A 24,991-nucleotide genomic window follows, 5' to 3' on the forward strand; every position below is an offset into this window, starting at 1 on the left:
GTATAGGGTGCCAACCCTGTAGAAACGTAGACGGAAGCCTGTCACGACCTGCTGAAAGCTCACACCGAGCCGTAGGGTATACGTCCCGTGAGCAGGTCATTTGCACTAACAACCGACGACCGTGTTATCTTAGTTGAGTCGCTCAGCAGACTGCGCAAGCACGACGCTGATCAATCACCCAGCCCGGGTGGCGGAATGGCAGACGCGCTGGCTTCAGGTGCCAGTGTCCGCAAGGGCGTGGGGGTTCAAGTCCCCCCCCGGGCACAAATTTTATGTCTACGGACATAGTCATACGCAGGGCCTTCCACCGATGTCGGTGGGGCCCTGCGTTTTTCGTTGGTGTGGCCGGCCCGGGCGCTAAAAGTGCAATTCGAGTAGACCGATTAATCGATGAGGTCATATCGCACTGTTGGGGCGTTGATGCCCTGGCCCCTGTTGTCGTTGAGCAGTGCGTTACTCAGGTGTGAGGGGGTGCCTACATAGATTCTCTAGAATGAATGATGCTACTTAGCGTTTCCGCAGGTCGTCGAGAACCCGGTTGTGCATTGCAGAGAATTCATGTTGATCCCGATGCCCTCCTCGCGACGTTCTGATCGCGACCGGACGAAAAATCCGTGACATCTAGCGGCACGTGTCCTAGTCTCGTGACACACGAAGCAGGAGGAAAGAAGATGGCCGGGTACGTATCGCTCGTCGTGGGGCTGCTGTTGATGTCGGGGCTCGGGTTCTTCATGGATCGGGCTATCAGGTCAGGGAGTCTGGAACGGAATACGGCCATCGGGATCAGGACTCGGGCCACTCTTTCCTCTGACGAGGCATGGGAGGCTGGGCATCGAGAAGCGAGGCCATATCTTCAGGCGACGGCCCAGGTGGGGATCGTTGGAGTTGTCGTCTCGGTGGCTGCTCTTCCGTTTGTCCAGTCGGGCGGAAGGTATGTCGTGCCTGTTGCTGCTTTCGTCGTGCAGATAGCTGTGCTCGCGTGGGGTGCGGCCAGGGCCAATTCCGCGGCCAAGGCAAGGTGAAATCAGGCTGAGGTTTCTGCTCAAAATTGCTGAATCTTCCGTAAGCTAGGGCCGATGAATATCACCGTTCGCTCCGCTACCAAATCCGACCTGTCTACTGTGGCCGCGCTGCTCAGCGAGGCCTTTGCCACTGACCCTGCGGCCCACCGCATCGTCGGTGTCCGTTCCCGGGAAGAGACTCAAGAAGCTTTGGAAGGCCTGCTTGAGCCATTGATCCGGCTCTACTACTTTCCCGATGGTGAGGTCGACGTGGCGGTGACCGACGACGGCGAGGTCGTCGGTGCTGCTTTGTGGGACCGGCCTGGAGTCTCGCTGGGCCTGCGGGCCCAGCTGGCGATGGTGCCGCGGGTGGTGGGGGTACTGGGGCGTCGATTAGCACAGACGGCGATCCAAAGTTTCCGGGTGCGGGGCTACCACCCGAAATTCCCGCACTGGTACCTGTTCATGATCGGCGCGCGCCCTAAGGCGCAGGGGTCCGGCGTGGGAAGCGCCCTGCTGCGGCATGGACTCGATCGGGCCGGGGATGAGGCCGCGTACTTGGAGGCGTCCACTCCGGCGTCTGCCTCTCTCTACCAGCGGATGGGTTTTGTGCCGCTCGGGCTGCACCCACTTCCGGCGGGCGACACGGACCCGGAGTTGGGGATGTGGCGGCCAGGAGCAATGCCGGCGTAGGCGGGGGAGTGCCGCTACTGTCACTGACATGACAGACCGGAGTGTGGCCGAGACCACTGTCGGGCAGGGGCCTCGCTGGCATGCCCTTTTGGAAACCTTGCGCACGGAGGATGACGCCGTCATTGAGGGCACGGTGAGCCGATTGCAGGAAACTGTACCGGGCTACGAAATGGTCAATCGGGAGGCGTTAGCCGCGTCGGCGAGAAGAAACATAGCGCTGAGCATCCGTATCATTCGCGCCGGGGTCGATCCCCGGCCCGACGAGGTACCGGAAGCCGATGCTTTGGCGAATGAGCGGATGGGGCAGGGGGTGCCGCTGGGGAGCGTGCTCAGTGGCTTCCGGATCTCGATGATCAATATCCTGCGGCGGCTCATCGAGATGGCCCCGGATTTCGATGTGCCCTCGGACGAGGTGGTCGAATGTTCGGCTCTGCTGTGGTCGCTCGGCGATGTCTTTTCTTCCCGGGCGACGTCCGTGTATCGCGACCGGGAGATTGCCCGAGCGGTGGCAGATGAGGCTCGGCGGTCGGAGTGGATCGGCAAGGCGGTCTCGGAGGATCGGGACATTTCCGAACTGCTGTGGGGCGCGGCGATGTACAACGTTCCCACCGACGTGCCGCTGCGAGTACTGGCCGCCCCGACCCATGCCGAGGAGGGACCAGGGGCGGCGAACTCCCTGTGTGAGTGGGCTCAGCGCGCCGGGGTCCGTCTCATCACATCGGTCCAGTCGAGCGTTATCGTGGGCATCGTTATCGGGGAGATCGACGACGAGGCGGTGGAGCCGGAGACAACCGTCGGCGTTGGGCAGCCGGAGCGGTTGGAGAATCTCGCACGATCATTTCATGCCGCATCGCTCGCTTTGCGGGCCGCGGAATCCCTTGGGCGGCGGGGTGTGGTGGATGTGGAATCCTTGTCGTGGCGGCTCGGAGTCCACGCGTCCCCGGAGACCACCGAGCTGTTGCGCGAGCGCTACATTGCGCCGTTGGAGCACGCTGGAGCATTCCGTTTGGAGCTGCTCGAGTCGGTCCGTGCCTACCTGGACAACCGAATGAACATTCCAGCGGCGGCGCGCAGCATTCCGGTCCACGTGAACACGCTGCGCTATCGGCTGCGGCGCTTCGAGGAACTTACCGGCGCGGACCTCGGGGACGTCGATGGGCTCATCGAAGTGTCGTGGGCGTTGGCTGCCGAGGGGCGCTCACCACACTTGTAGCTGGCTACAAGAAACCGGTGGGAAGATTGCACACCCAGATGTAGCCGGGGTCACACGACTAGGGGCAGGCTGGAACGCATCACCCACCAATAAGTGCTCCAGATCACAGGCAAGTGGACGCGAATGAGTGGGAGAACCCTCGTCCTCACGTGGCTCACCGCCACCCCTACATCAGAAGGAGGCGCCCGTGTTCCTCGGAGTCATCGGCATCCTGCTCTCCCTCATTATGTTGATCACGCTCGCGTATCGCGGCGTGCCGGTCATCATCGCCGCCCCGCTCTCCGCCATCGTGGCGTTGATCTTCTCCGGAGCTCCGATTCTGCCCGCGTACACCCAGATCTTCATGCCGGCCATGGGCAACTTCATCAGCAGTTTCTTCCCGGTCTTCCTGGTCGGTGCCATCTTCGGCATGCTGATGACGGTCACCGGGTATGCCAAGGCGATTGCCACCTCTGTCACCAAACTCATCGGTGACCGTGGAGCGATCGCCGCGACCGTCATCACTTCGGCACTCATGACTTACGGCGGCATCAGCCTCTTCGTCGTTGCCTTCGTGATGTACCCGCTGGCCCGCGAGCTTTTCCGGGTGGCCGACATTCCCCGCCGCCTCATCCCGGCGACGATCGCCCTGGGTATCTTCACCTTTACCATGACCGCGCTGCCGGGCACCCCGCAGGTGCAAAACATCATCCCGGGTCAGTTCTTTGGCACCGGTTCTTTCGCCGGCGCCACCCTCGGACTCATCGGTTCCCTGGCAATCTTTGGCCTCGGCATGGCCTGGCTTGAGTTCCGGCGCCGTCAGCTCATCGCCAAGGGTGAGCACTTCTCTAGCCGGGAGAGCGGCGGCGAGACGTCGGCAGCGAGCGCCTCCGGCTTCGACTCCGGTTCTGGCGGCACCATGACGATCGCCCCGCCGAAGAGCGCGATTGTTCCGTTCCTGCCGCTGCTCACCGTCTTCGTGGTCAACTTCGCCTGCACTCTGTTCATCTTCCCTTCCCTCAACTGGGAGTACCTGTCTGAGGAGAAGTACGGCGGCATCACCCTGTCTAGCCGCTCTGCCCTGTGGGCGGTGCTCGTGGCTATCGTCACGGCGATTTTGCTCATCGTTGCCCTCAACTTCCGCCACCGTCGCCAGCTCGGGCGCAGTCTGGCGGAAGGCGCGAAGAACTCCATGTTCCCCGTGTTCTCTACGGCGAGCGAGGTCGGCTACGGTGCCGTCGTCGCCTCCGTCGCGGCGTTCGCCATGATCCGCGATTCGGTGTTCAACATGGGCGCCAACGCCGTCATCACCTCGGTGGTCACCGTCTCCATCACCGCAGGTCTCACCGGGTCTTCCTCTGGTGGCATGACGATTGCCCTCAACGCGCTGGGCAACGATCTCCGCGATATGGCCCTGGCCGAGGGCACCAGCCTAGATGTCATGCACCGCCTCACCGCGATGGCCGCCGGTGGCTTGGACACCCTGCCGCACTCCGGCGCGGTGATCACCCTGCTCATCGTCTGCGGGCTCACCCATAAGCAGTCCTACAAGGACATCGCCGTGATCACCATGGCCATCCCGGTCGCGGTCGTCGCGGCGCTCGTCGCCCTGGTGTCGCTCACCCCGATCTTCTAAGCCCCGATCTTTTAAGCACCACCGAGAGGACTCACCCATGAACACCACCATTTCCCTCACCGGCCGCCGCGCCCTCATTACTGGCGGAGCTTCCGGGATCGGCGCCGCCTGTGCGCGGGCCTTTGCTGCCGCGGGCGCACACGTCACCATCTGCGATGTCAACGCCGAGGCCGCGCAGGAATTAGCGGATGAGCTGGGAGGTGATACCTTCATCGCCGACCTCGCGGACACTGCCGCGCTTGATGGTCTCCAGCTCGACGTGGACATCCTCGTCAACAATGCGGGCATCCAGCGCATCGCCCCGATCCACGAGTTCGACCCGGAGGCCTGGCGGCTGATCAATCGGCTCATGGTCGAAGCGCCCTTCCTCCTCGTCCGAGCCGCCCTCCCCGGCATGTATGAGCGCGGCTTCGGACGCATCATCAACATCTCCTCCGTCCATGGCCTGCGGGCGAGCGCGTTTAAGTCTGCGTACGTCACCGCCAAGCACGCTATCGAAGGGTTCTCCAAGGTCACCGCGCTGGAGGGTGGGCCACATGGAGTGACCTCCAACTGCATCAATCCTGCCTACGTCCGGACGGCGCTCGTCGAAAAGCAAATCGCCGATCAGGCGACAATCCATGGGATTGACGCGGACGAGGTCATCACCGACATCATGCTCACCAAGTCCAGTATCAAAAGGCTCATCGAGCCGGAGGAAGTCGCGTCCCTGGCCACGTGGCTCGCGTCCGAGAACGCCTGCATGGTCACCGGCGCCGCGTACACCATCGATGGCGGCTGGACCGCCTCCTAGAAAGGTTCCACCATGTTCGAGCACAAGCTCACAGACTCGCTTTTCGACGGCATGACCCTCGCCGTCGGCGGCTTCGGTCTCTGTGGCATCCCCGCCACACTCATCGAAATGGTGCGGGATTCCGGCGTCCGGGATCTCACCGTCGTGTCCAACAACCTCGGCATCGACGGTGTTGGCCTCGGCCGCCTCCTGGAAACGGGCCAAATCTCTCGCGTTCTGGCCAGCTACATCGGCGAGAACAAGCTGTTCATGCAGCAATACCTTGACGGCAGCGTCGACGTTGAACTGGTTCCCCAGGGCACCCTCGCTGAGCGGATGCGCGCGGGCGGCGCCGGTATCGCCGCCTTCTACACCCGCACCGGCGTGGGCACCGAAGTCGCGGAGGGCAAACCCACCGTCGAGTTCGACGGTGAGACTTACGTGCAGGAACGCGCCATCATCGCCGATGTCTCACTCGTGCACGCGCACACGGCTGATCCCGATGGCAACCTGCGCTATCGCCTGGCCGCCCGCAACTTCAACCCGGTCGCCGCCGAATGCGGCCGTGTCACCTTCGCCGAGGCCGAAAACCTCGTCGGTCGGGGTGATCTCGGCCCGGACGATATCCACACCCCCAGCGTCTTCGTCCACCACGTCACGCAGGCAACCATCCCCGCACAGATCGAAGTGCTGGTCACCCGGCCCCCATCCACCCACGCGCCCCTCAAGGAGGGCTGATCCATGACTTGGACCCGCAACGACATGGCCGCCCTCGCCGCCAGCGAGCTTGCCGACGGCGACTACGTCAACCTCGGCATCGGCATCCCCACCCTCATCGCCAATAACCTTCCCGACGGCGTCAATGTCACCATCCAAAGCGAAAACGGCATCCTCGGCATGGGCCCGAACCCCTACGAAGGGGAGGAAGACCCCGACCTCATCAACGCCGGAAAACAGACCATCACCCTGCTGCCCGGGGCGTCGATCTTCGATTCTGCAACCTCCTTCGGCATGATCCGCGCCGGGAAAATGAAGGCCGCATTCCTCGGCGCCATGGAGGTCTCCGCCTCTGGTGACCTGGCCAATTGGAAAATCCCCGGCAAACTGGTCAAGGGAATGGGCGGGGCGATGGATCTCGTCGCCGGCGCCCGGCGGGTCGTCGTGCTCACCGACCACACCGCCAAAGATGGCACCCCGAAGATCGTCGAGGAGTGCACCCTCCCCCTCACCGGGGTGGGCGTGGTGGACCGCATCATCACCAACCTCGCCGTCTTCGACATCGTCGACGGGGCACTCGTGCTTGTCGACGCCGCCCCCGGGGTCACCGTGGACGAGATCCGCGAGAAAACCGGCGCACCGTTCACGCTCGCCCCCACCAAGGAGAAGAACTCATGAGAGACGTCTACGTCGCCGGCATCGGCGAAACACCCATGGGCCGCTACCCAGACCGCAGCCTCCACGACATGATCCGCGACGCCGCTGGCCAGGCCATCGCCGAATCCGGCATCGACCCTGCCCGCATCGGCGCCGCCTACATCGGCAACTTCGCCGGCCAAACCCTCACCGGCCAGGGCCACCTCGGCCCCCTTATGACCGAAACCCTTGGGCTTATCGACGTCCCCGCCTTCCGCATCGAAGGCGCCTGCGCCTCCGGTGGCCTCGCCCTCCACCAAGCCGTCCAGGCCATCCGCTACGGAATCCACGACGTGGTGCTCGTCGGCGGCATGGAGAAGATGACCCATCAATCCACCGCCGTGGTCACCGAAGCACTCACCTCCGCAATGGACATCACCTACGAGGGACACTCCGGACTCACCTTCCCCGGCCTCTTCGCCATGGTGGCCAACCGCTACTTCCACGAACACCGCAACGTCCGCCGCGAGATGGCCCAGGTCGCCGTACAATCCCACGACAACGCCCTGCTCAACCCGCATGCGCAACTGCGCAAGCAGATCGACGTCGATAAGGTGCTGTCCGCGCCCGCCATCGCCGACCCCCTCGGACTCTACGACTGCTCTCTGGTCACCGACGGCGCTGCCTTCCTTGTTCTCACCGCCGATCCCGTGGCGGAGGTGGGCAAACGAGGAGTACGCATCACCGGCGTCGGCCACGGCGGCGACGCACTCACCCTCCATGGCAAAGCAACGAAGACCAGCTTCAAGGCCACCCGCCAAGCCTCCGCCACCGCCTACGAACAGGCAGGCCTCACCCCCGCCGACATCGACCTCGCCGAAGTCCACGACTGCTTCACCATCACCCAGATCATCAACACCGAGGACCTCGGCTTCTTCGAACCCGGCCGCGGCGGCGACGCCGTCGCCGAGGGCCGCACCGCCCGCAACGGCGACATCCCCATCAACACCTCCGGCGGCCTCAAAGCCAAAGGCCATCCCGTCGGCGCAACCGGCATCAGCCAAGCCATCGAAATCATCACTCAACTGCGTGGCGACGCCGCCGAACGCCAAGTCACCACCCCCACCATCGGTCTCACCCACAACCTGGGCGGCACCGCCGGCACCTGCGTGGTCACCATCTTCGAGGGAGAGTAAACCCATGTCAGCCACCATCTTCACCTACACCATCGTCCGCACCCCACCCCAAGGATTCGACGGCGCCCCCTACTGCGTGGCCATCGTCGACCAGGACGGCACTCTAGAAACCGCCCGCGTCTCCGGCTACACCGACGGCCGCCAGATCGCCATCGGTGATGAACTTGACCGGCTTGAAGCACCGGATGAGCACGGGGCTTATTACCGGCTGCGGGGGTGAGCGCTATTTAGCGTTCGAGAAAACAAGTGGTTTCGATGTGACTTTTCTGCCATGCTCTCCGGATACATCAGTCTGGCCACAAAGGTACGACAACTATTTGGCATCCTCTCAAGCCTTTCAACTGACAGCAGCTATCTGGCTCTGGATGGAGACCATGGGTGAAGCCTGTTCCAATTAGAGGGAAAGCCCATGTCTGCTAGTGATTTCGATGGCAGGCATTCGGAAGAAGATGTGAGAAACTCCGCCATATCTTTGGCCCAATCAATATGACCTTCGATTGATTCCAGGAGAAAGGACATGATCGTCAGCACACCATAAATGTCAGTAGATTGAGGTGTCTTCCCAAAGCCCTCAAAATAGCCATTTACTCGCTCAGCATCGGACACGTCCTTGGCACCGAACTGTCTGTCCCAAAGACGTGCATGGTGCGCGGTAAAATTCCTCACGAGTGAAAGCTGGTGGAGCCAACCTGCGAGGTTGGTAGCCCTTCCGCCTCTCTTCTTTGGCGGATCATTCAGGCCGAACCCCTTAGCGATTGCTCGTTGGTCGACGGACCTCAATTGTGCAAAGAGCTTCGATAGATCAGAAAAATCTAGGAGATCGGTGAGAACCCAGATGGGGAGCTCGCCCCCGTAGTTCTTTTTGTGGTGTACTGCGACTTCGTCGTTTCTCGTTAAGGCACGTTTGAATCGGTTATCGAAAGTCTTAAGAAGGATCGAATAGTCCGGTTTGGAGCGAAAATGACTTGCATCCTTATGCACGTCGGGGCCGTAGAATCCGAGATGGTAAGCCATGCGGGCGCGTAGTGCAACCTCGATCTTTTCGATGCCTGAGAAGACTCTATACCGTAACTCTCGGTCGAAAATATACAAAGAGACGACATCCTCGAAGGTAGTGCCGTTTCTAAAGCGATTTACTTTCTTCCCGCGACTATTGGTTTCCCGAAAGTGATGAGTATAAAGGCTTAGTCGATAGTAGCCAGCCTCTTGGAGCCACTTTGTGGCGAATTGGTGATCTCCGATGATCATGCCACGGCTGCTAAGCAGTGCTATCTGCTGGTCGTACGTCTTGTACGATTTCAGGGGGCGGGGAGGAGATGTCATGGTTAGAAATGTATCAAGCCCGCTCCCCGTGGGTACGGGTGCGGGCTCAATGATTGCCATTATCGTAGACGATCGGTTCGCCACTTGTCCACTCGTAGTTGAGGCACTTGGGTCTATGTTTGCAATCGTGAGCTCAGACCAAGTGGCATCCATGGGTTGACTATGACGCTACGTCGGGGTCAAGCCCTGATCTCCGCCAGCACCGCTGCGGCCATCTCCTTCTGACCCAGTGGAGTCGGGTGCATGGGATAGGCATCGGTTTCGGCACCCGTGACGTCAGCCCAGCGTTCTGATGGTTCGGCGCAGACGGTGTGGGCGAAGGCGTTCTCGGGGAGGACGAATGTGGCGGCGTGCCGGGCAGCCGCATCCCGGACGACCGAATTGATCTCCTCCGTCAAGGAGACGGCCCACGCGACTTCAGAACGTGGCACGCGATCCAGTGGTGCGCAGACTTCGTCGGTGCTCAGTAGTGGCAGGTAGCCGGTCGTGATGGTTCTTGCGTCGGGGCTGCGTTGGTTGATGGCGGTGTAGACGCGGTCGAGGTCGGCGGGCAGTGTGGCCAGCTGGGTAGTAACCGTTTCCTCAAGTGTTGACGAGCAAGAAACTTCACTACCGCGCATCATGTCGGCGAAACAGGTGGCGATGTCGCCGAAGTGGATGTCGTTGCCGCCGATGGAGAGGGTGACCAGGTTCGTATCGGGCGTGAGGGTATCAATCTGGTTTGCCAGCACGTCGGCGGTTTGGGCGCTGGAGCAGGTGGCGTCGGTGCCGCTACCGATGAGTGGATCGGAAAGCACGAGGGATGGGTAGTTGTCGCTGGATCGATAGCACTCAACTGGCCCGGTGGTGTCGGCTGAGGCGCTGCCCATGGCGGCGAAGGAATCGCCGAGCGCCACGTACACCCCAAAGTCGTCGGGGATGTCCAGGGGCACCGGGGCGCTGCAACTCGCTAACAACACAGCGGGGATCACAACGAATGGAAAGCGCACCTTAAGCACCATAGGCCAACGGGCGGTGGATGCGCAGGGTCACGGCATCGCCGATGGTGGGGCGTTCACCACGCATGGTGGCGCGGAAGCGCAGTTGAGAGGGAGTTTGCAGGGTGACGCTGTAATCGCCGCCGTCGTAAAGCACCGATGCGATGGTGGCGGGAATGGCGTCCGGTGTACCGGCCGGCAGGACATCGACGGCGGCAGGCAAGACGGCGAGGCGGAGATCAGAACCAGGACTACCCTGCAGATCAACGTCATCGATTGCCCAGCTCACACCCAATGACGGGGCGGAGATTCTCCCGCCGTCGGCCACCGCGTCCAACAGGGTGGCATCGGCGATGAAGGAGGCCACCCCTGGGGTGGCCGGGTGGTGGAGGAGGGTGGCGGGATCGGCGACCTGCTGCACGCGGCCGTCGATAAGCACGACGACGCGATCGGCGATCGAGAGAGCTTCCGCGCGATCGTGCGTGACGTGCACGGTGGTCAGGCCCGCGCTGCGGGTGAGTGCGACGAGTTCGCGGCGCAAGCTGTCGCGTAGGGGCTCGTCGAGGGCGGAGAGGGCTTCGTCGAGAAGCAGCACGCTGGGGTCGGCGATGATGGCACGGGCCAGTGCCACCCGCTGCCGCTGCCCGCCGGACAAACTGACAGGACGGCGCCCACCGAACCCCGCCAATCCCACCAGGTCAAGGATGCTGTCCACCAGCGTCTGTCGACGTTGCTTATCGACGCCCGCGCGGCGCAGCGGGTACTCCACGTTCCGCGCCACCGTCATGTGCGGCCACACCGCATGCTGTTGAAACACCATGCCCATCCCGCGCTTTTCCGGTGGCACATGCGTGAGATCACGTCCCGCGACGGTGACCTGCCCCTGCGAAGGCGAAAGGAAACCGGCAACGGTGCGCAGCAGCGTCGTCTTGCCCGAGCCCGACGGGCCAATGAGGGCGATGAACTCATGCTCGCGCACGCCAAGGTTCACCCGCTCCAGGCCCACCGTCCCGTCGGAGAAAGTGACGGTGACATCAGTGAGATCAATAAAGGACACGGGAATCAGCTCCTGGATGACGGGCTGCGAACGGTTAGGGACAAGGCAACGATGCCGATGAGTGCGAACATCAGTGACAGCGCGGAAGCCTGGTTGTAGTTTCCAGCCTGCTGCAAGTTGAACACTTGCACGCCCAAGGTCGTGGTGCCCGGGGCGATGAGCAGGATCGAAACAGTCAGTTCCCGCACGGCGGTCACGGCAACGAGTACCGCCCCAGAGATGGCGGCGGGAATGGCCATCGCTCCCGTGGTGTCGAGGAGTGCTCGCAGGCGTCCGGCTCCGCTGATGCGAGCGGCTTCCTCCACGGCCAGGGGAGTCCCTTGCAATGGCGCGCGCACCGCTTGCAGCACCATCGCGGTGAACGCGCACACGTACGCGCCGAGGATGACCCACATGGTGTTGTAGATGCCGGTGTAGCGGCCCAGAATGAGCCAGCCGACACCGATGATGAGGCCGGGTAGCGCGGTGGGCAACAAGATGGTCAAGGTCAGGGCCGTGTTGCCCAAGAACTCGGTCCGGGTGACCAACAGGCCGATAAACCAACCGAGGACGCCGCAGATGACAGCCGCACCAACCGCCAAGACGAGGGAGTTGCTCAGGCCTTCGATCACCCGCGGGTTCACCATGGCGCGGCGGAAGTTCTCCAGAGAAATTGTCTCCCACGTGAAAGGCACGCCAGGCGCAGGCAGCAGGGCGCGGTAGGCCAGTCCGAGCAGGGGACCGAGGGTGATGGCGAGACCGACCGCCCAGCTCACGAGGGTGACCGGCCAGCGAGCGGCTCCCAGCTGGAAGCGCAGTGGCTCGCCGGTGTCGTGCAACTTCGACGAGGCCGCATGCAGCGAGACGAGGTGATCAGCGATGACCGCACCGATTCCTAGAAAGAGGATGACAACGCCGATGGTGGAAACAGTTTGCAAGGGGTTGCTTACCGTCCCCGATTCCATGAACCGGTAGATCATCGTCGCGAGGGTTTCAAAGCGCGCCGGGGAACCCAGCAGCGCGGGAATGCCAAAATCCGCCAGATTCGCCACCGCGGTCAGCGTGAACGCCGAGAGCACGGCCGGCCGCAGGAGGGGCAGCGTGATGGTCCGAATGACGGTGCCGGTGGTGGCACCGCTGATCCGTGCTGCCTGCTCAATATCCGAGGGGATGGAACGAAGGGCGCTGGACATGACCACGTAGACGATCGGGTAGGAATGCACGATGAGCAACAGCGTCACGCCGTCCGCTCCGTAGATATTCCAGATCTCCCTGCCGAAGAAACGATTGAGCCCCTGGTTCGGGCCGAAGAGTTGCAACCACGCGATCGCCCCAATGAACGGGGGAATGAGCAGCGGGGACAGCAACAACAGCCGGAGTGGTTTCACACCACGGGCGTCGGTGCGGTCCAGGATCACAGCGATGGCCGTGCCCATGACGACCGCACCGATCGCCGAGATGACGGTGGTGTAAAACGAGTTCTTCACCGCAGTCCCAAGCCCCTGGTCCACCAAGGTGGGGAGGTGATTTCCTCCCAGCGCCAAGCCAACGACGAGTGCCAGCGGAGTGATGAACACACCGAGGACGATCAGCCACACGCCGCCGCGGGCGAGCGAGAGGGAAGAGAAAAGGCGCATGAAAAACTTCGGTAACTGCTAGTTCATGGCCGATTGGAACGACGACACGGCGGCATCCTTATCCGCGGTGACCACAGCCAAATCTGGGGTCATCAGCGCGATGTCCGACAGCGGAGGGGTACCTTCCGGAGTTCCCACGTCCTCGCGGACCGGCAGGTAGGCCTGCTCGACGGCGATCTTCTGCCCTTCCTCAGAGAGCAGGAAGTTGATGTAGCGTTCCGCCGCTTCCTTCTTCGTCGAGGTGGAGAACACTCCCGCAGGCTCGGTGATGTAGGGCGCGCCCTCCGTGGGGTACACGGCCTCGATCGGGGAACCCGCCGCAGCCAAGTCACGCACCAAGTAATCAACGACGATGCCCACCGGGTGCCCACCGCCCGCGATCTCCTGCGAAGTCGGGCCATTCGACTGGGCGATCATCGGGCGATTGTCCCCCAGCGCAGTAATCCAGGATTCGCCGAGCTGAGAATCGTTCTTCCACACCGAGGCGTTAAAAGCCGCCGCCCCCGAGACGGCCGGGTCGGGGAGGACCAGCTGGTTAGCGTACTTCGGATCAACGAGGTCGGCCCACGACTGCGGTGCGTCAGCGGCTTCAATAACGGAGGTGTTGTAGGCAATGACGGTGGGAATGATGCGGGTGCCCACGTACGCGTTGTCGGCATCTACGGCCTCGTTGATGAGGGCGCTGGTGTCCACGTCCTGCAAGGTAGCCAGGTCGCCCTCAGCCTTGTAGCTTTCAAACGTTGCGGCGTCGGCCGCCCACAGCACATCGGCCTCGATGGTGCCGGACTGTTTTTCCGCGGCGATGCGCGCATTGAGGTCACCGGTGCCAGCGCGGTACACGGAGACCTTGATGTCCGGGTTGGCGGCTTCGAATGCCGCGTTGATCTCATCGACCTTTTCCTCGGGTTCGGAGGTGTACACCGTAATCGTGGTGGCCTCAGCGGAGGCAACCTCGGAGGTACCTTCGGAAGGTTCGCCACAGGCGACGAATAACGCGGAGGAAGCACCGACGGCGAGTGCGGTTGCTAGCAGGCGGCGGCTGGACATATCGGTTCTCTTTTCCTGGGTGATGATTTTAACTCTCATAGACTCCCACGGTTCGCCTCTCCGCGCAGCACGAATGACACGTCGCCAACTAGGGTGGCCCCATGGCCGAAAACGTCGCTTCCCGGCGCCGCGTCCTCACTGCGCTCATGATTGCCCAGATCATGGCTGGCCTGGCGCACGGCGTTACTTTTTCCATGGGCGCGATCTTGGCTGCGGACATGGCGGGCCCGGCGTGGGGTGGGGCGGCGTCGACGGTGACTACGATCGGCGCGGGCCTGTGGGCCGTGCCGTTGGCGAGGATTGTGGAGCGGCGGGGGAGGAGGGCGTCGTTAAGCACTGGTTTGGCACTGGGATCGGTGGGGGCGCTGTCGGCGATGCTGGGGGCGCAGACCCGGATCTTTGGGTTTTTGTTGGTGGGGTTTTTCTTCCTCGGTGCGGCCGTGGCGATGAATTTGCAGTCGCGGTTCGCGGCGGCGGATATCGCCAGTGAGGAGCACAAGGGGCGCGATATTTCGCTGGTGGTGTGGTCGACGACGATTGGCGCGGTCCTTGGGCCTAACCTCTTTGGCCCGACGGAAGTCTTGGGTGCGGCGCTGGGGCTGGCGAATTACGCCGGCGCGTACGTGGTGTGTATCGCGGCGCAGTGGATCGCCATCCTCGTGCTGCAAGTGATGCTCAGGCCGCAGCCGACGCCGGTGGTAGCGCGCGCGACGGCGTTGCCGAAGGTGAAGTTGGGGGAGCATCCGGTGGTGCTGTCGGCGATTGTGACGAATGCGTTTAGCCACTTCGCGATGATCGCCATCATGTCCATGACCGCCGTGCACATGCACTCGCACGGGGCGTCGTTCACGCTCATCGGGCTGACGATTTCATTCCACGTTGGCGGCATGTTTGGCCTGGCGCCGGTGTTTGGTTACCTCGCGGACAAGGTGGGGGCCAGGCAGACGATGCTGCTGGGCGTGGCAATCACGCTGGTATCGGCCCTGCTCCTGGTGTTTTGGGCGGGCAACGAGACGATCGTGGTGGTGGCGCTTGCGCTGCTCGGGCTGGGGTGGTCGGCGACGTTGGTGGGGTCCTCGGCGGTCGTGGCCACCGCGGCCCCGCCGGAGTACAAGGCGGGCCTGCAGGGGCGCAGTGACCTGCTCATGAACCTCACCGGCGCACTCGGCGGGGTCGTCGCCGGGCCGGTGGTGTCCATGCTGGGCATGCCAGCGATGGCGGGGATGGTCCTCGTCCTCATCACCGCCGTCACCGTGTTCACGGCTGCTTTACGACGCCGCGCTTAACCCAGCGTGCACACCGGCGCCACGTCGCGCCGGCCTTCGGCCATCGGCACCGTGAGGAAAGCACAGGGCCACCAACCACGATTGCTCACCGTCTGGTTCACCAGCGACCACTGCTCAGCGCTGAGGCTCTGGGTGCGGCTGAGCACGAAGCCGGAGCGGCGCTGCGGATCGCCGACGATGGCCAGGGAGTAGTCCTCGGCCAGGTAGGTGATGCGGTAGTTGACCGGGCCGTTGTCGTCCTGGAAAGGCACGCCGGGGAAGTTCACGCGGAGAGAAGCGTTGGTGTCGGTGTCGCGGATCGTCGCGGTGCCCTCGATGGCGGAATCGGAGCTGAAGTGGGAGCCGCAGAAGTTGCGGACGCTGACGGTGGAGTCATCGATAAGCGCATACTCCGCCGTCGTGTCATGGGTGCATTGCAGGGTGAAAGGCTGCGGAATGGCCGCGACCTGGTACCACAAGCCCATGTAGCGCTCCGGGTCCACATCCTCGACCTGGGACAACTCGGGGGCGACGCTCGAACCCTGGGGCACGAGGTTGGAGGAACCGCCCAGCAGACGACCGCCATCGGTGATGTCCTGGGCGCTGGCCGTTGGGGCGAGGCCAGGGAGCAGAAGAGCGGCAGTGGCCAGGGCAAGCAAGGTGGTGCGGATGGATCGCATGGTCAAGCCTTTCGGTTGTCGGGTGCCTGCTAGACGCCACAGAAGCGGCGCACCAACGAGCGGTACGCCTGCACCGTGAGGTCCAAGTCTTCGAGTTCGATGTACTCATCGTGGTGGTGGAGCAGGTGGAACACATCGCCCAAGGTGCGCTCGCGGGCGTGGAGGGCGAACCCGTAGCCCGTCCCACCGAGCTGGCGGGCAAAGCGCAGGTCAGAGCCGCCCGCGGCGACGGTCGGGACGACGGGAACTCCGGGGAAGAACTCGTCGAAAGTGTCAATAAGGGCATCAAAAAGTGGGCCGGAGGTGGGGGACACCGTCGCCGGTTCGGAGATAAGCCTCTCGATCCGCACGCTCGGGGCTAGGTCGCCGAGGGCCTCGGTGAGGACGGCATCCACATCGTCCTGAGTCGTGCCAGGCAACGGGCGGATGTCCAAGTCCAGGGTCGCCGACGAGGGCAAGACGTTGATGGCGGAACCCGCGCGCAGGATCGTCGGCGCGATGGTCAGCCGCGAGAGGGCGTGGGCGTAGCGCTTGAGGTCGCCGAAATGCTCGAAGGCGGTATCGTCGGTGCCCGCCAGTAGGGACTCTTCCACCTCGGGGGAGAAGCGGAAGGCCTGCACGAAGCCCTGCCAGAGGGGGTCGTGGGACACGGGGACGTCGATAAGCGAAATGCGACGCGCCACCTCGGCGATGTTTGCGACCGCCGACTCCCGACCAAAAGGATTCGACGCGTGGCCGGCATCGCCGGACACATGCAAACGGCGCTGAGCTGCGCCCTTCTCGCCGACGACAAGGACGAGGGCATCGGAACCGTCCGCGATCGGCAAGTGCGAACCACCCGTCTCAGACAGGCAATTGCGCCACGAAAATGCTTCCGGATGCTCCTCCGACAGCCACTTAGCACCAAGGGTGCCGCGCGACTCCTCATCCGCCACGCCCACAAACGTGAGGGTGCCGGTCGGGCGGCCGGTGCGGGCGGCATCACGAAGCACAGCAGCCTGAGCAGCAGTAATGAACAACATATCCATCGCCCCGCGGCCATACAGACGACCCTCGCGGATCTCCGCACCAAAAGGATCAACCGTCCACCGATCGACATCAACCGGCACGACATCCGTGTGACCCAGGAACGTCAACGGCTCAGCATTCGGATCAGTGCCTGGAAGGGTAACCACGATGCTCACCCGACCCGGCGCCGACTCAAACCGCTCAATGGTCACGCCCGGAGTATCAGCAAAGAACCGCTCCAACGTGTCCGCATTACGCACCTCCTGACCCGAACTCGGCGTGTAATCATTCACGCAGGCATTCCGGATGAGTTCGCGCAAGAGACTGAGAGTGTCGTCGTAGAGAGCCATGCGTCCAACTTACTCAGGCCCCCGGCTGATCAGTCGCGAGCGCGCCGGGCGAGCCAATTGCCCAATGATTGAATCCCCTGCACAACGATGATGAGGATGACAACGGTCAGCAACATCGCAACCGAATCGAATTGTTGATAGCCGTATGTGATGGCCAGATCGCCGACGCCGCCGCCACCAATCGTGCCGGCCATGGCGGTCGCACTGATCAAGCCCACCGTTGCGGTGGTGAGCGCCAAGATGATTGACGCCCGAGCCTCCGGCAACAGGAAGTAGCGAACGGTCTGCCACAGCCCGGCGCCCATCGCTTCCGCCGCCTCCACGATGCCGGAATCCACTTCGAGCAGCGAAGCCTCGATCAGGCGAGCAATGAACGGCGCAATGTAGAGGGTCAGTGGCACGAGTGCGGCGGTCGTACCAATCGATGTCCCAGTAATCAGCCTGGTCAGCGGAACAATCGCCACCAGCAAAATGATGAAGGGAAGAGAGCGAATGATGTTGACCACGAGGTTGGTGGCTGTTGAAATCAGCGGACTCGGTCTCAGGCCGCCCGGCCGAGTAATGACTAAGAGTAACGCCAAGGGAATCCCCAGGAGTGTGCCGATGAACAGTGAAATGCCCACCATGTACAGAGTCTCTTGTGCGGCGTCGACATATTGAGCACCGGTGACCCGAGTATCAAAAAGGTCGGTGAGGTTCATTCCGGCAATACCTCCAGGCTGAGTCCATTCTGGTTATTCATCCACGTCATTGCGTGGGATACACCTTCCGGTGGGCCCGATATTGCTAGCACCATCGTGCCTACCGTCGAGTGGCGCAGGAGGGTGTCTGAGGCGTTAATGAGGGCCACGTCGACACCAAATTGCTTCTCGACGTCCCGCATCACCGTCCGCGCGGCCCCGCCGGTATGCACGAGCCGGACGAGCACACCACCGGTACCGTGGCGCACTTCCTGGAGCACGTGCTCGGGTAGGCGTTGGGGGACCACCGTGCCCACAAAGCGCCTTGTTAACGCTTCTTGAGGGTGCGCGAATACCTGATCAACCGGACCCTTTTCAATGAGACGACCTGCTTCAAGTACCGCGACGTCATCGGCGATCCGTGCAATGACGTCCATCTGGTGCGTAATGATGAGAATCGTTATGCCCAGCTCCTCATTGATGTTGAGCAGCAAGTCGAGGATCTGCGACGTGGTCAGGGGATCAAGAGCACTGGTGGGCTCATCACAGAGCAGGACTTTGGGGTCGGTAACCAGCGCGCGGGCGATACCTACCCGTTGGCGTTGCCCGCCCGACAGCTGTCTCGGCTTGTGATCGGCGCGATCTGCGAGCCCCACCCGCTCGAGAGCCTCAGTGACCTTGGTAGAAATCTCACCTTGTTTTAGCCCGGCGAGGACCAAGGGCATGCCGACGTTCTCGGCGACGGTCTTTGATCCCAGCAGGTTGTAGTGCTGGAAGATCATCGACACGTCTCGTCGGAGCCTCCGCAGATCGCGCCGGCCTAGATCCACGGGCTGGTTGCCTAAGACGGTGACGGTGCCTGAGGTGGGCTTTTCCAAGCCATTCACCGTTCTCAGGAGTGTTGATTTACCTGCTCCCGAAGTGCCAACGACGCCGAAGATTGACCCACGGGGAACCTCAAAAGTGATTCCATCGAGCGCGGTAATGTCCCCGTACGTGCGGCTGACCTGGTGGAAACTGACGGCGGACGGGGTCACTTGAGGGATTCCGGAATGAACCAGTAGCTGTTCACGTTTTCCGCCTCGACGAAGGAGAGAAACTCGGGGCTACGGTAGGCACTAGCCACGGCCTGTGCCCATTCCGAATCCACCTGATCGGCGCGAGTAGCAGCCACAAGGATCAGTTCTGGGCGCAACGTCTCTTGGAACAATTGCAGGTTCGGATCGACCTTGGAGGCGTAGCTCATCGAGCCAGGGATGACGCCCCAGTCGAGGTCAGTGAGTGCACGGGGGATAGTGGCGGAATCCATTACTTGGATGTCGAGGTTGTGAGGATTGCTCGCGATGTCGTTTTCGCCCAGCAAAGCCGGATCAGCATCGGGGTTGAGGGTGATCCAGCCAGCGTCGGCCAAGATGTTGTAGGCGCGTGAGGCGTTGGAAGCGTCCTGTGGGATGCCAACTGTTTGTCCATCGCCGACCTGGTCGAGCGAATCATGGCGCTCCGAGTACAGGCCCGCGGGGACGGTGGGTACCTCAGTGATGGAGGCTAAGTCGGCCTTCTTTTCCCGGTTGAAGACGTCCATGTAGGCCGTGTGCTGGTCGACGTTTAGATCGACGGATCCTTCTTGCAGGGCCGTATCAGCCTGCTGCAAATCAGAGAAGTCTGTGTACTCAATCGTCCAGCCTTCGGAGGTGAGAATGGGATCAATTCCCTCCTTGAAAAGGACGGAGTAGGGGCCGGGAGAAGTTCCCACCCGAATCGTCTGGTCGTCGGCGCTATCGCCGCCGGTGCACGCCGTGAGGCCAAGAGTGAGGGCGAGGACGCCTGCGACGGCGCCGAGGGTGCGGGTGAGTTTCATGGGAAGCCCCTTGGGGTCGGAATGGTGCTGACAACGCCACCGTAGACCTATCTGTCTACAAATAAAAGACAGATAGGTTCTTTTTGTGAGACTTGCCACCCCAACCGCTTCTCTGCCCTGCACGATATGGGAATGAGCCCTCAGATCCGGGCGAATATTAAGTCCCCGCCCAGTCAGGGGAAAGGCGCGTAAGCCATCCCCGTCTGAACGCCGTTCAGCGGCAGCGGCTAGACTGTTTGAACAACGTTCAAGCCCTAGGAGATTGACGACCAATGACCGCCATCCTCGACACCGCCCGCGCTGTAGCCCTCGAAAAGGGCGAAGGCCTGTCTGAAGCTGAACTTCTCGCCATCCTCGAGCTGCCCGATGAGGCGCTCCCTGAGCTCCTCGACCTCGCGCACCAGGTCCGTCTGCGCTGGTGTGGCGAGGAGGTGGAAATCGAGGGCATCATCTCGCTCAAGACCGGCGGCTGCCCGGAGGATTGCCATTTCTGTTCGCAGTCCGGCCTGTTTGAGTCGCCGGTGCGTTCCGTCCAGCTCGATGTCGCTGAGCTGGTGGAGGCTGCGAAGCAGACCCAGAAGTCTGGCGCTACTGAGTTCTGTATCGTCGCTGCCGTCAAGGGTCCCGATGAGCGCCTCATGGTTCAGCTGGAGGAGGCCGTCGCCGCCGTCTACGCAGAGGTGGATATCCACGTCTCCGTGTCGGTGGGCATTCTCACCAAGGAGCAGGTGGATCGCCTCAAGGCGGCCGGCGTCAAGCGCTACAACCACAACCTCGAGTCCTCGCGCTCCTTCTTCCCGCGCGTCGCCACGACCCACACGTGGGATGAGCGCCACCGCACCCTCGAGCTCATCCGCGAGGCCGGCATTGAGGTTTGCTCCGGCGGCATCCTCGGCATGGGCGAGTCCCTCGCCCAGCGCGCCGAGTTCGCAGTCCAGCTCGCGGATTTCGCACCGGAGGAGGTCCCGATCAACTTCCTCGATCCGCGCCCCGGCACGCCGTTTGCGGATCGCCCGCTTATCGACGCCGCCGAGGCCCTCAAGGCCACCGCCATGTTGCGGTTGGCTATGCCCAAGGCCACCCTGCGTTTCGGTGGTGGCCGCGAGCTCACCCTCGGTGACCTCGGAGTCGAGCAGGGCTTGAAGGGCGGGGCCAATGCGCTCATCGTCGGCAATTACCTGACCACGCTGGGTCGTCCGCAGGAAGATGACCTCGACATGCTTGAGGGCCTGCGTATCCCGATCAAGGTCGTGGGCAAGGTCATCTAGATGGACGAACTCGCCGCTGCTGTCCTCACCGGCGAAGCCCCGGTGTTTCACCCCAACACCGGCGCGGAAATCGGCGTCGATGAGGAGCGGCCGTTGTCGGTTGGCGCGGCCGCTGGTCTTGAGCCGCCGCGCTACTGCCAGTTGTGTGGTCGCCGTATGAAGGTGCAGATTCGGCCCACTGGGTGGCACGCGGAGTGTTCGCGTCACGGGGAGCTGGATTCGACGCTGCTGGATCGCTAGAAGTTGGGGTGCCAAAATTCTCTAGAATGAATCGTACGACCAAGCGTTTTCCCAGGTCAGAAAAATCCGCCCTGCGCATTCTAGAGAATTTTGGCACTCGGCCCCTAGCTCAACCGCCAGCGCAGCCACTCTCGGCGCGCAAAGCGTGCCCGGCGGGACACATCGGCCGCCGGGAAGATTGCATCAAAGACGTGGAAGCCGCCGGGCCAGACGTGCAGCTCGGTGGGAACACCGCTGGCCAGCAGCTGTGCAGCGTAGGCGATGCACTCGTCGCGATACACCTCGGAGTCGCCGACGTCGATGAATGTCGGGGGCAGCCCCGCGAGGTCTGTGGCGCGGGCGGGAGCGAGGTAGGGGGAGACGTCGCGGCTCTCGTGGCCGTGGCCCAGCACCGCGTCCCAGGCGAATTCGCTCTTTTCCCGCGGCCAGATGCGGGCATTGGCTCCGGCGAAGAGCTGGGAGGAGGGGGTGAGGTGGCGGTCGTCGAGCATGGGGCAGGCCAGAAGCTGGGAGTCGACGGTGACCTCGCCGCGGTCGCGCGCGAGCAGGCAGGTGCCGGCTGCCAGGCCGCCGCCCCCGGAGACGCCGCCGACGAGGATGCGTCGGCCGGGGTAGTTCTCGGCAGCCCACAGCAGCGCCGAATAACAATCCTCGACGCCTGCCGGGCCGGGGTGCTCGGGCGCTAGTCGGTATTCCGGGGCGATGACCAGGACGCCGATCTCGGCGGCGAGGTGGAGGATCTCGTAGTCGATGATGTCGTTGAAGCGGGTGCCCATGATTTGGCCGCCGCCGTGAATCCAGAGGAAGATCGGGGCGTCGTCGCGCAGCTCAGCAGGATGAAACAGGGACATTTCCACTGGCCCTTCGACGGTCTCATGAACCAGGCCGAGGGAAGTGGCGACGGGCAGCACGGTGGAGGATGGGGTGGCCATGGCGGCGCGGGCGTCGTGAAGCGAAGCGGCGTCCAGAGTGGACGGGGGTTCGGTGCCGAGGAGGGCAATGAGCTCGGGATCAAAAGGGGTGCGAGTGTTCATGAATCCGAGCATATTGCAGGGGTAATCCGGGGTAGATTGTTATAGACGTCTACCGAAAGGACAATCATGAGCTTCATCGATAAGGCAAAGGCCAAGGCCGGCGAGTTCCTCAACAACGAGGAGAGCACTGACCAGGTGCTGGATAAGGTGGAGAAGTTCGCCACCGACAAGCTCGGCGAGGATAAGGCGGACAAGATCCGTTCGGCTCGCGATGCAGTGGACGAGAAGCTGGGCGACAAGAACTAGCGCAAGAAGCGTTTACCCACGCGCAATGCCTGGCTTAACAGCGAGGCGTAGCGCTCCCTCGGCATGGTCGAAGGACCGGCCAGCGGCAAGAAACGTTGGTCTGCGACGGTGCGCGATTCTGTGTACTTGAGCAGCCCTTCGTCGTCTGGGGTTGCCCGCAAAACGCGGACAGTTGACTAAGCTGCATTCTCCACAGCGGCGACCGCTGCCTGGAGGTAAGCATTCTCGAAAACAACCGGCGACCGGTTAGCAATCGAGGAATGCCGACGCTGCCGGTTGTAGAAAACCTCAATCCACCGAGCCACTTCACGACGAGCCTGATCTCTCGAAGCCCATGACCTTCTGCTGTAGAACTCGGTCTTGAGCGTCGACCAAAACGACTGAAGCCATCGCATTATCAAAACACACCCCAGTACGCCCGACGGACTGTGCGACCTCAAGTTCCTGACACACACGGTAGAGCTGGGCACTAGTGAATTGCGTGCCACGGTCGGCATGAAAAACAACCCCTTCGGGTACATCCCCGCGCAGGGTGTGGGCCATCCGTAGAGCGTGTTCGACCAGATCAGTGGTCTGGGTCGAGTCCATTGCACAGCCCAACACCCGGCGGGAATACCCATCCCGGATCGCGCGCAGGTACAGCCACCCTTCTGCGGTGCGCAGATAGGTGATGTCTAAAGATCCAAACCTTGTTCAGCTGCCCAGTGTCGTAGTCGCGTCTGACCCGGTCAGCAATGTTATGGGTCGCCGTGGCCCGGGTCGTGGCCACCGGCACCCACGACCTAGGTGAGATCCCTTCGAACACCATCCGACGCATCGCCTTAGCCACCGTCTTACCTGACCTAGGCCAATTTAGTCAGACAGGCGAGGAAGCTTATCCAGGATCTCCTCGACCTCAACAGGGACCGGGGACTGCGCATAGACAGTCTGCCCAGCCCCCGGTCCCGGCGGAGGTTGTGGCGGTTATTGATCGAATTCCAAAAATTCGTGACTAAATCGGACTAAGTCAGGTGAAATGACTGGGCGTCGGGGCCGAAGCGATGACCCGCTCTACTGATCAACACGATCCGCAAGGGCGTGCCGACGGGTCTGGAGGAGCTTGCTCAGCTGTGGCGGACGTTGTGGCGTCGACGTGAGGATGTGCTGGCGTACTTCGATGTTGGGGCGTCGAACGGGCCGGTCGAGGCGATCAACGGCCGGCTGGAACATCTACGTGGGATTGCGTTGGGGTTTTTCGAACCTGGACCACTACATCTTGCGGTGCCTCATTCATTCTGGGCAGCTACAAGGGCGGATCAACGCACTCTAAAACCGGAAGAGTCAGTTTCCATTCATTGTTGGCCAGCGAAAGGGATACCGAAAGACGGGAAAGCATCATCCCGACGCCTGCCGCGATGATGCTTTCTAGCTTTGGACAACACATCAGGAGGAAGGCGGGATCTCCCTAATCCAACTAAGGGCACCGTTAAGGGTCTATCGCTTCTTTTTAATTAGCGCGATTGCGGCTAGCCAGATTGCACAAAGCACGATTGCAATTGCTGTGTAAGCGATCCCGATACTCGTGAGTTTTTCGAAAACAACCGATCCGTAGCTCCCTTCATTTGTCAGGGGAGCAATGATCGCACAGTAGGCGAGAACTCCCACGACGAACGATGCGAAGGCTTTGATCACCGTTTTTCCGTCCATGAACCGGTTTTTCTCATTCGATCGAGTCATGCCTAGCAGACACCATTAAAGGTGATGTTGTCTTCTGCCCACACGCCAGCCGCGCCGACCCGGTATGTCCACTTCCCGACTTCGGACCTGGTACAGGACCTGAACTGAATTCCGTCTTGCTGGGCCTGCAGAGTCAGCAAGTCACCATAGACTACGAAGTGAGCTTCCTTTTGAGTTCCGTCCTCAGCGACCAGGCGGGGCGCCTCGACAATCCCCACAACGTCTTCATCCGCGTTGACAATATGGGCCTCCTGGCCGCCTTCGGTGACTTCGAGTCGATCATCGGGAAGAAGTTCTACCTTCTTGCCCTGGACGCCTGGTTCACTTACCGTGGTCGTTGCTCGAGTTTTTCCATCAGATCCGAGGAGCAGCTGGGTACCGGGATGGGATTCTGAAGCTTTGCTTCCGAGACTCGAGCTCAATTGGCTTGATTCGGCGCCTGCAAGAGGGACATCTCCGGTGATAAATGGCAGTCCAGCAAAAGCGCTGGCCATGGAACGACGCGAGTCCATTGTGATCTCCCTAGGTCTCTTGGCGAAATGCGGTCTAGGCGCAGCCTACTAAAAATGGAGTAATTGAGTAAAGCTTTGTAAAATCAGAATGCTCATCGCGGTATAGAGTTGTTTTTGGCCATTTTGTGGACTGTCAATTGCGCGAAAGCTCGACTTTTTGCGATGGCTGATTCCAGTGGCTTACCCGCTGTGGGCATGAATCCTGAATTGACTCCCCGAGGCAACCTGGGTGTGCAGTATTATCTTTTCGCTCGCCGGGGATGAAACGATG

25 protein-coding genes, 1 tRNA gene and 2 pseudogenes are annotated in these 24,991 nt (G+C 62.0%); 16 read left to right on the top strand and 12 right to left on the bottom strand.

What is annotated here, in order from left to right:
• Nucleotides 1-181 precede the first annotated feature (181 nt).
• The 10 genes from CTEST_RS00215 (at nucleotide 182) to CTEST_RS00260 (ending at nucleotide 8,063) form a co-directional block, all read left to right on the top strand.
• Nucleotides 182-264: transfer RNA gene (locus CTEST_RS00215), tRNA-Leu, on the top strand.
• Nucleotides 265-671: 407 nt separating this feature from the next.
• Nucleotides 672-1,022, top strand: a complete 351-nt coding sequence (locus CTEST_RS00220) for an SdpI family protein (RefSeq protein WP_047252019.1) — start codon at nucleotides 672-674, stop codon at nucleotides 1,020-1,022.
• Between the two features lie 54 nt (nucleotides 1,023-1,076).
• Nucleotides 1,077-1,694: a GNAT family N-acetyltransferase gene (locus CTEST_RS00225; protein WP_047252020.1), complete on the top strand. Its 618-nt coding sequence runs from the start codon at nucleotides 1,077-1,079 to the stop codon at nucleotides 1,692-1,694.
• Nucleotides 1,695-1,722: 28 nt separating this feature from the next.
• The gene (locus tag CTEST_RS00230) at nucleotides 1,723-2,907 is read left to right on the top strand and encodes a PucR family transcriptional regulator (RefSeq protein WP_047252021.1); all 1,185 of its coding nucleotides are present in this window, start codon (nucleotides 1,723-1,725) and stop codon (nucleotides 2,905-2,907) included.
• A gap of 187 nt (nucleotides 2,908-3,094) precedes the next feature.
• Complete coding sequence (locus tag CTEST_RS00235) at nucleotides 3,095-4,522, top strand: GntP family permease (RefSeq protein WP_047252022.1); 1,428 nt, start codon at nucleotides 3,095-3,097, stop codon at nucleotides 4,520-4,522.
• A gap of 37 nt (nucleotides 4,523-4,559) precedes the next feature.
• A complete protein-coding gene (locus tag CTEST_RS00240; RefSeq protein ID WP_047252023.1) occupies nucleotides 4,560-5,315 on the top strand; it encodes a 3-hydroxybutyrate dehydrogenase in 756 nt (251 codons plus the stop codon).
• 12 nt (nucleotides 5,316-5,327) lie between these two features.
• The gene (locus CTEST_RS00245; RefSeq protein ID WP_047252024.1) at nucleotides 5,328-6,032 is read left to right on the top strand and encodes a CoA transferase subunit A; all 705 of its coding nucleotides are present in this window, start codon (nucleotides 5,328-5,330) and stop codon (nucleotides 6,030-6,032) included.
• Nucleotides 6,033-6,035: 3 nt separating this feature from the next.
• Entirely contained in the window at nucleotides 6,036-6,689 is a 654-nt protein-coding gene (locus CTEST_RS00250; protein WP_047252025.1) for a CoA transferase subunit B, read from the top strand.
• On the top strand, nucleotides 6,686-7,843 hold the full coding sequence (locus tag CTEST_RS00255) for a thiolase domain-containing protein (protein WP_047252026.1): 1,158 nt from the start codon (nucleotides 6,686-6,688) through the stop codon (nucleotides 7,841-7,843). The genes CTEST_RS00250 and CTEST_RS00255 overlap by 4 nt, the downstream gene beginning before the upstream one ends.
• 4 nt (nucleotides 7,844-7,847) lie before the next feature.
• Nucleotides 7,848-8,063: an OB-fold domain-containing protein gene (locus CTEST_RS00260; protein ID WP_047252027.1), complete on the top strand. Its 216-nt coding sequence runs from the start codon at nucleotides 7,848-7,850 to the stop codon at nucleotides 8,061-8,063.
• A 131-nt stretch (nucleotides 8,064-8,194) separates the two neighbouring features.
• Here the strand turns inward: CTEST_RS00260 and CTEST_RS00265 are convergent, their stop codons facing one another.
• The 5 genes from CTEST_RS00265 to CTEST_RS00285 form a co-directional block, all read right to left on the bottom strand.
• A complete protein-coding gene (locus CTEST_RS00265) occupies nucleotides 8,195-9,166 on the bottom strand; it encodes an Abi family protein (RefSeq protein ID WP_158408136.1) in 972 nt (323 codons plus the stop codon).
• 179 nt (nucleotides 9,167-9,345) lie between these two features.
• The gene (locus tag CTEST_RS00270) at nucleotides 9,346-10,098 is read right to left on the bottom strand and encodes an SGNH/GDSL hydrolase family protein (protein WP_236686107.1); all 753 of its coding nucleotides are present in this window, start codon (nucleotides 10,096-10,098) and stop codon (nucleotides 9,346-9,348) included.
• 58 nt (nucleotides 10,099-10,156) lie between these two features.
• Nucleotides 10,157-11,200 carry an ABC transporter ATP-binding protein gene (locus tag CTEST_RS00275; protein ID WP_047252029.1) on the bottom strand — a complete coding sequence of 348 codons (1,044 nt, stop codon included), beginning with the start codon at nucleotides 11,198-11,200 and terminating at the stop codon, nucleotides 10,157-10,159.
• Nucleotides 11,201-11,205: 5 nt separating this feature from the next.
• Entirely contained in the window at nucleotides 11,206-12,816 is a 1,611-nt protein-coding gene (locus CTEST_RS00280; protein WP_047252030.1) for an ABC transporter permease, read from the bottom strand.
• A gap of 18 nt (nucleotides 12,817-12,834) precedes the next feature.
• Nucleotides 12,835-13,863 carry an ABC transporter substrate-binding protein gene (locus tag CTEST_RS00285; protein ID WP_047252031.1) on the bottom strand — a complete coding sequence of 343 codons (1,029 nt, stop codon included), beginning with the start codon at nucleotides 13,861-13,863 and terminating at the stop codon, nucleotides 12,835-12,837.
• 101 nt (nucleotides 13,864-13,964) lie between these two features.
• On the opposite strand from CTEST_RS00285, the gene CTEST_RS00290 reads away from it, so the two are divergent.
• Entirely contained in the window at nucleotides 13,965-15,149 is a 1,185-nt protein-coding gene (locus CTEST_RS00290; RefSeq protein WP_047252032.1) for an MFS transporter, read from the top strand.
• Here CTEST_RS00290 and CTEST_RS00295 read toward each other — a convergent pair.
• From CTEST_RS00295 to CTEST_RS00315, 5 genes are read right to left on the bottom strand one after another with little or no spacing between them, the layout of a single operon-like run.
• A complete protein-coding gene (locus CTEST_RS00295; protein WP_047252033.1) occupies nucleotides 15,146-15,808 on the bottom strand; it encodes a lipocalin family protein in 663 nt (220 codons plus the stop codon). The two genes, CTEST_RS00290 and CTEST_RS00295, sit on opposite strands and share 4 nt — an antisense overlap.
• A gap of 29 nt (nucleotides 15,809-15,837) precedes the next feature.
• Nucleotides 15,838-17,166 (bottom strand): M20/M25/M40 family metallo-hydrolase, encoded by a 1,329-nt coding sequence (locus CTEST_RS00300; RefSeq protein WP_047252034.1) that lies wholly within the window; start codon nucleotides 17,164-17,166, stop codon nucleotides 15,838-15,840.
• Between the two features lie 29 nt (nucleotides 17,167-17,195).
• Nucleotides 17,196-17,867, bottom strand: coding sequence for a methionine ABC transporter permease (locus CTEST_RS00305; RefSeq protein ID WP_047252035.1), 672 nt, complete (start codon nucleotides 17,865-17,867; stop codon nucleotides 17,196-17,198).
• A complete protein-coding gene (locus tag CTEST_RS00310; RefSeq protein ID WP_047252036.1) occupies nucleotides 17,864-18,883 on the bottom strand; it encodes a methionine ABC transporter ATP-binding protein in 1,020 nt (339 codons plus the stop codon). Before CTEST_RS00310 ends, CTEST_RS00305 begins: the two co-directional genes overlap by 4 nt.
• Complete coding sequence (locus CTEST_RS00315) at nucleotides 18,880-19,704, bottom strand: MetQ/NlpA family ABC transporter substrate-binding protein (RefSeq protein ID WP_047252037.1); 825 nt, start codon at nucleotides 19,702-19,704, stop codon at nucleotides 18,880-18,882. The genes CTEST_RS00310 and CTEST_RS00315 overlap by 4 nt, the downstream gene beginning before the upstream one ends.
• A 272-nt stretch (nucleotides 19,705-19,976) precedes the next feature.
• Here CTEST_RS00315 and bioB point away from each other — a divergent pair, with 272 nt between their 5' ends.
• The gene (gene bioB, locus CTEST_RS00320) at nucleotides 19,977-20,972 is read left to right on the top strand and encodes a biotin synthase BioB (RefSeq protein WP_047252038.1); all 996 of its coding nucleotides are present in this window, start codon (nucleotides 19,977-19,979) and stop codon (nucleotides 20,970-20,972) included.
• Nucleotides 20,973-21,212: a biotin synthase auxiliary protein BsaP gene (gene bsaP, locus CTEST_RS00325; protein ID WP_047252039.1), complete on the top strand. Its 240-nt coding sequence runs from the start codon at nucleotides 20,973-20,975 to the stop codon at nucleotides 21,210-21,212. It begins immediately after the preceding gene.
• 104 nt (nucleotides 21,213-21,316) lie between these two features.
• Here the strand turns inward: bsaP and CTEST_RS00330 are convergent, their stop codons facing one another.
• A complete protein-coding gene (locus CTEST_RS00330; protein WP_083985643.1) occupies nucleotides 21,317-22,246 on the bottom strand; it encodes an alpha/beta hydrolase in 930 nt (309 codons plus the stop codon).
• Between the two features lie 66 nt (nucleotides 22,247-22,312).
• Here CTEST_RS00330 and CTEST_RS00335 point away from each other — a divergent pair, with 66 nt between their 5' ends.
• The gene (locus CTEST_RS00335; protein ID WP_047252041.1) at nucleotides 22,313-22,492 is read left to right on the top strand and encodes an antitoxin; all 180 of its coding nucleotides are present in this window, start codon (nucleotides 22,313-22,315) and stop codon (nucleotides 22,490-22,492) included.
• Between the two features lie 224 nt (nucleotides 22,493-22,716).
• Here CTEST_RS00335 and CTEST_RS13805 read toward each other — a convergent pair.
• Nucleotides 22,717-23,339, bottom strand: a pseudogene (locus CTEST_RS13805) (IS3 family transposase); the annotation flags it as partial.
• A gap of 206 nt (nucleotides 23,340-23,545) precedes the next feature.
• Here CTEST_RS13805 and CTEST_RS13185 point away from each other — a divergent pair.
• Both CTEST_RS13185 and CTEST_RS00350 read left to right on the top strand, forming a co-directional pair.
• A pseudogene (locus CTEST_RS13185) lies at nucleotides 23,546-23,801 on the top strand (transposase); the annotation flags it as partial.
• Between the two features lie 565 nt (nucleotides 23,802-24,366).
• Nucleotides 24,367-24,603, top strand: a complete 237-nt coding sequence (locus CTEST_RS00350) for a hypothetical protein (RefSeq protein WP_144413180.1) — start codon at nucleotides 24,367-24,369, stop codon at nucleotides 24,601-24,603.
• The last annotated feature ends 388 nt before the right edge of the window (nucleotides 24,604-24,991 follow it).

The organism is Corynebacterium testudinoris (assembly GCF_001021045.1).
Taxonomy (GTDB): Bacteria; Actinomycetota; Actinomycetes; order Mycobacteriales; family Mycobacteriaceae; genus Corynebacterium; species Corynebacterium testudinoris.

What these genes read in the sequence shown, in the direction of transcription:
- CTEST_RS00220 (WP_047252019.1), top strand. Translation starts at nt 672, where the DNA reads ATGGCCGGGTACGTATCGCTCGTCGTGGGGCTGCTGTTGATGTCGGGG.
- CTEST_RS00225 (WP_047252020.1), top strand. Translation starts at nt 1,077, where the DNA reads ATGAATATCACCGTTCGCTCCGCTACCAAATCCGACCTGTCTACTGTG.
- CTEST_RS00230 (WP_047252021.1), top strand. Translation starts at nt 1,723, where the DNA reads ATGACAGACCGGAGTGTGGCCGAGACCACTGTCGGGCAGGGGCCTCGC.
- CTEST_RS00240 (WP_047252023.1), top strand. Translation starts at nt 4,560, where the DNA reads ATGAACACCACCATTTCCCTCACCGGCCGCCGCGCCCTCATTACTGGC.
- CTEST_RS00245 (WP_047252024.1), top strand. Translation starts at nt 5,328, where the DNA reads ATGTTCGAGCACAAGCTCACAGACTCGCTTTTCGACGGCATGACCCTC.
- CTEST_RS00250 (WP_047252025.1), top strand. Translation starts at nt 6,036, where the DNA reads ATGACTTGGACCCGCAACGACATGGCCGCCCTCGCCGCCAGCGAGCTT.
- CTEST_RS00255 (WP_047252026.1), top strand. Translation starts at nt 6,686, where the DNA reads ATGAGAGACGTCTACGTCGCCGGCATCGGCGAAACACCCATGGGCCGC.
- CTEST_RS00260 (WP_047252027.1), top strand. Translation starts at nt 7,848, where the DNA reads ATGTCAGCCACCATCTTCACCTACACCATCGTCCGCACCCCACCCCAA.
- CTEST_RS00265 (WP_158408136.1), bottom strand. Translation starts at nt 9,166, where the DNA reads ATGACATCTCCTCCCCGCCCCCTGAAATCGTACAAGACGTACGACCAG.
- CTEST_RS00280 (WP_047252030.1), bottom strand. Translation starts at nt 12,816, where the DNA reads ATGCGCCTTTTCTCTTCCCTCTCGCTCGCCCGCGGCGGCGTGTGGCTG.
- CTEST_RS00285 (WP_047252031.1), bottom strand. Translation starts at nt 13,863, where the DNA reads ATGTCCAGCCGCCGCCTGCTAGCAACCGCACTCGCCGTCGGTGCTTCC.
- CTEST_RS00290 (WP_047252032.1), top strand. Translation starts at nt 13,965, where the DNA reads ATGGCCGAAAACGTCGCTTCCCGGCGCCGCGTCCTCACTGCGCTCATG.
- CTEST_RS00295 (WP_047252033.1), bottom strand. Translation starts at nt 15,808, where the DNA reads ATGCGATCCATCCGCACCACCTTGCTTGCCCTGGCCACTGCCGCTCTT.
- CTEST_RS00300 (WP_047252034.1), bottom strand. Translation starts at nt 17,166, where the DNA reads ATGGCTCTCTACGACGACACTCTCAGTCTCTTGCGCGAACTCATCCGG.
- CTEST_RS00305 (WP_047252035.1), bottom strand. Translation starts at nt 17,867, where the DNA reads ATGAACCTCACCGACCTTTTTGATACTCGGGTCACCGGTGCTCAATAT.
- CTEST_RS00315 (WP_047252037.1), bottom strand. Translation starts at nt 19,704, where the DNA reads ATGAAACTCACCCGCACCCTCGGCGCCGTCGCAGGCGTCCTCGCCCTC.
- bioB (WP_047252038.1), top strand. Translation starts at nt 19,977, where the DNA reads ATGACCGCCATCCTCGACACCGCCCGCGCTGTAGCCCTCGAAAAGGGC.
- bsaP (WP_047252039.1), top strand. Translation starts at nt 20,973, where the DNA reads ATGGACGAACTCGCCGCTGCTGTCCTCACCGGCGAAGCCCCGGTGTTT.
- CTEST_RS00330 (WP_083985643.1), bottom strand. Translation starts at nt 22,246, where the DNA reads ATGAACACTCGCACCCCTTTTGATCCCGAGCTCATTGCCCTCCTCGGC.
- CTEST_RS00335 (WP_047252041.1), top strand. Translation starts at nt 22,313, where the DNA reads ATGAGCTTCATCGATAAGGCAAAGGCCAAGGCCGGCGAGTTCCTCAAC.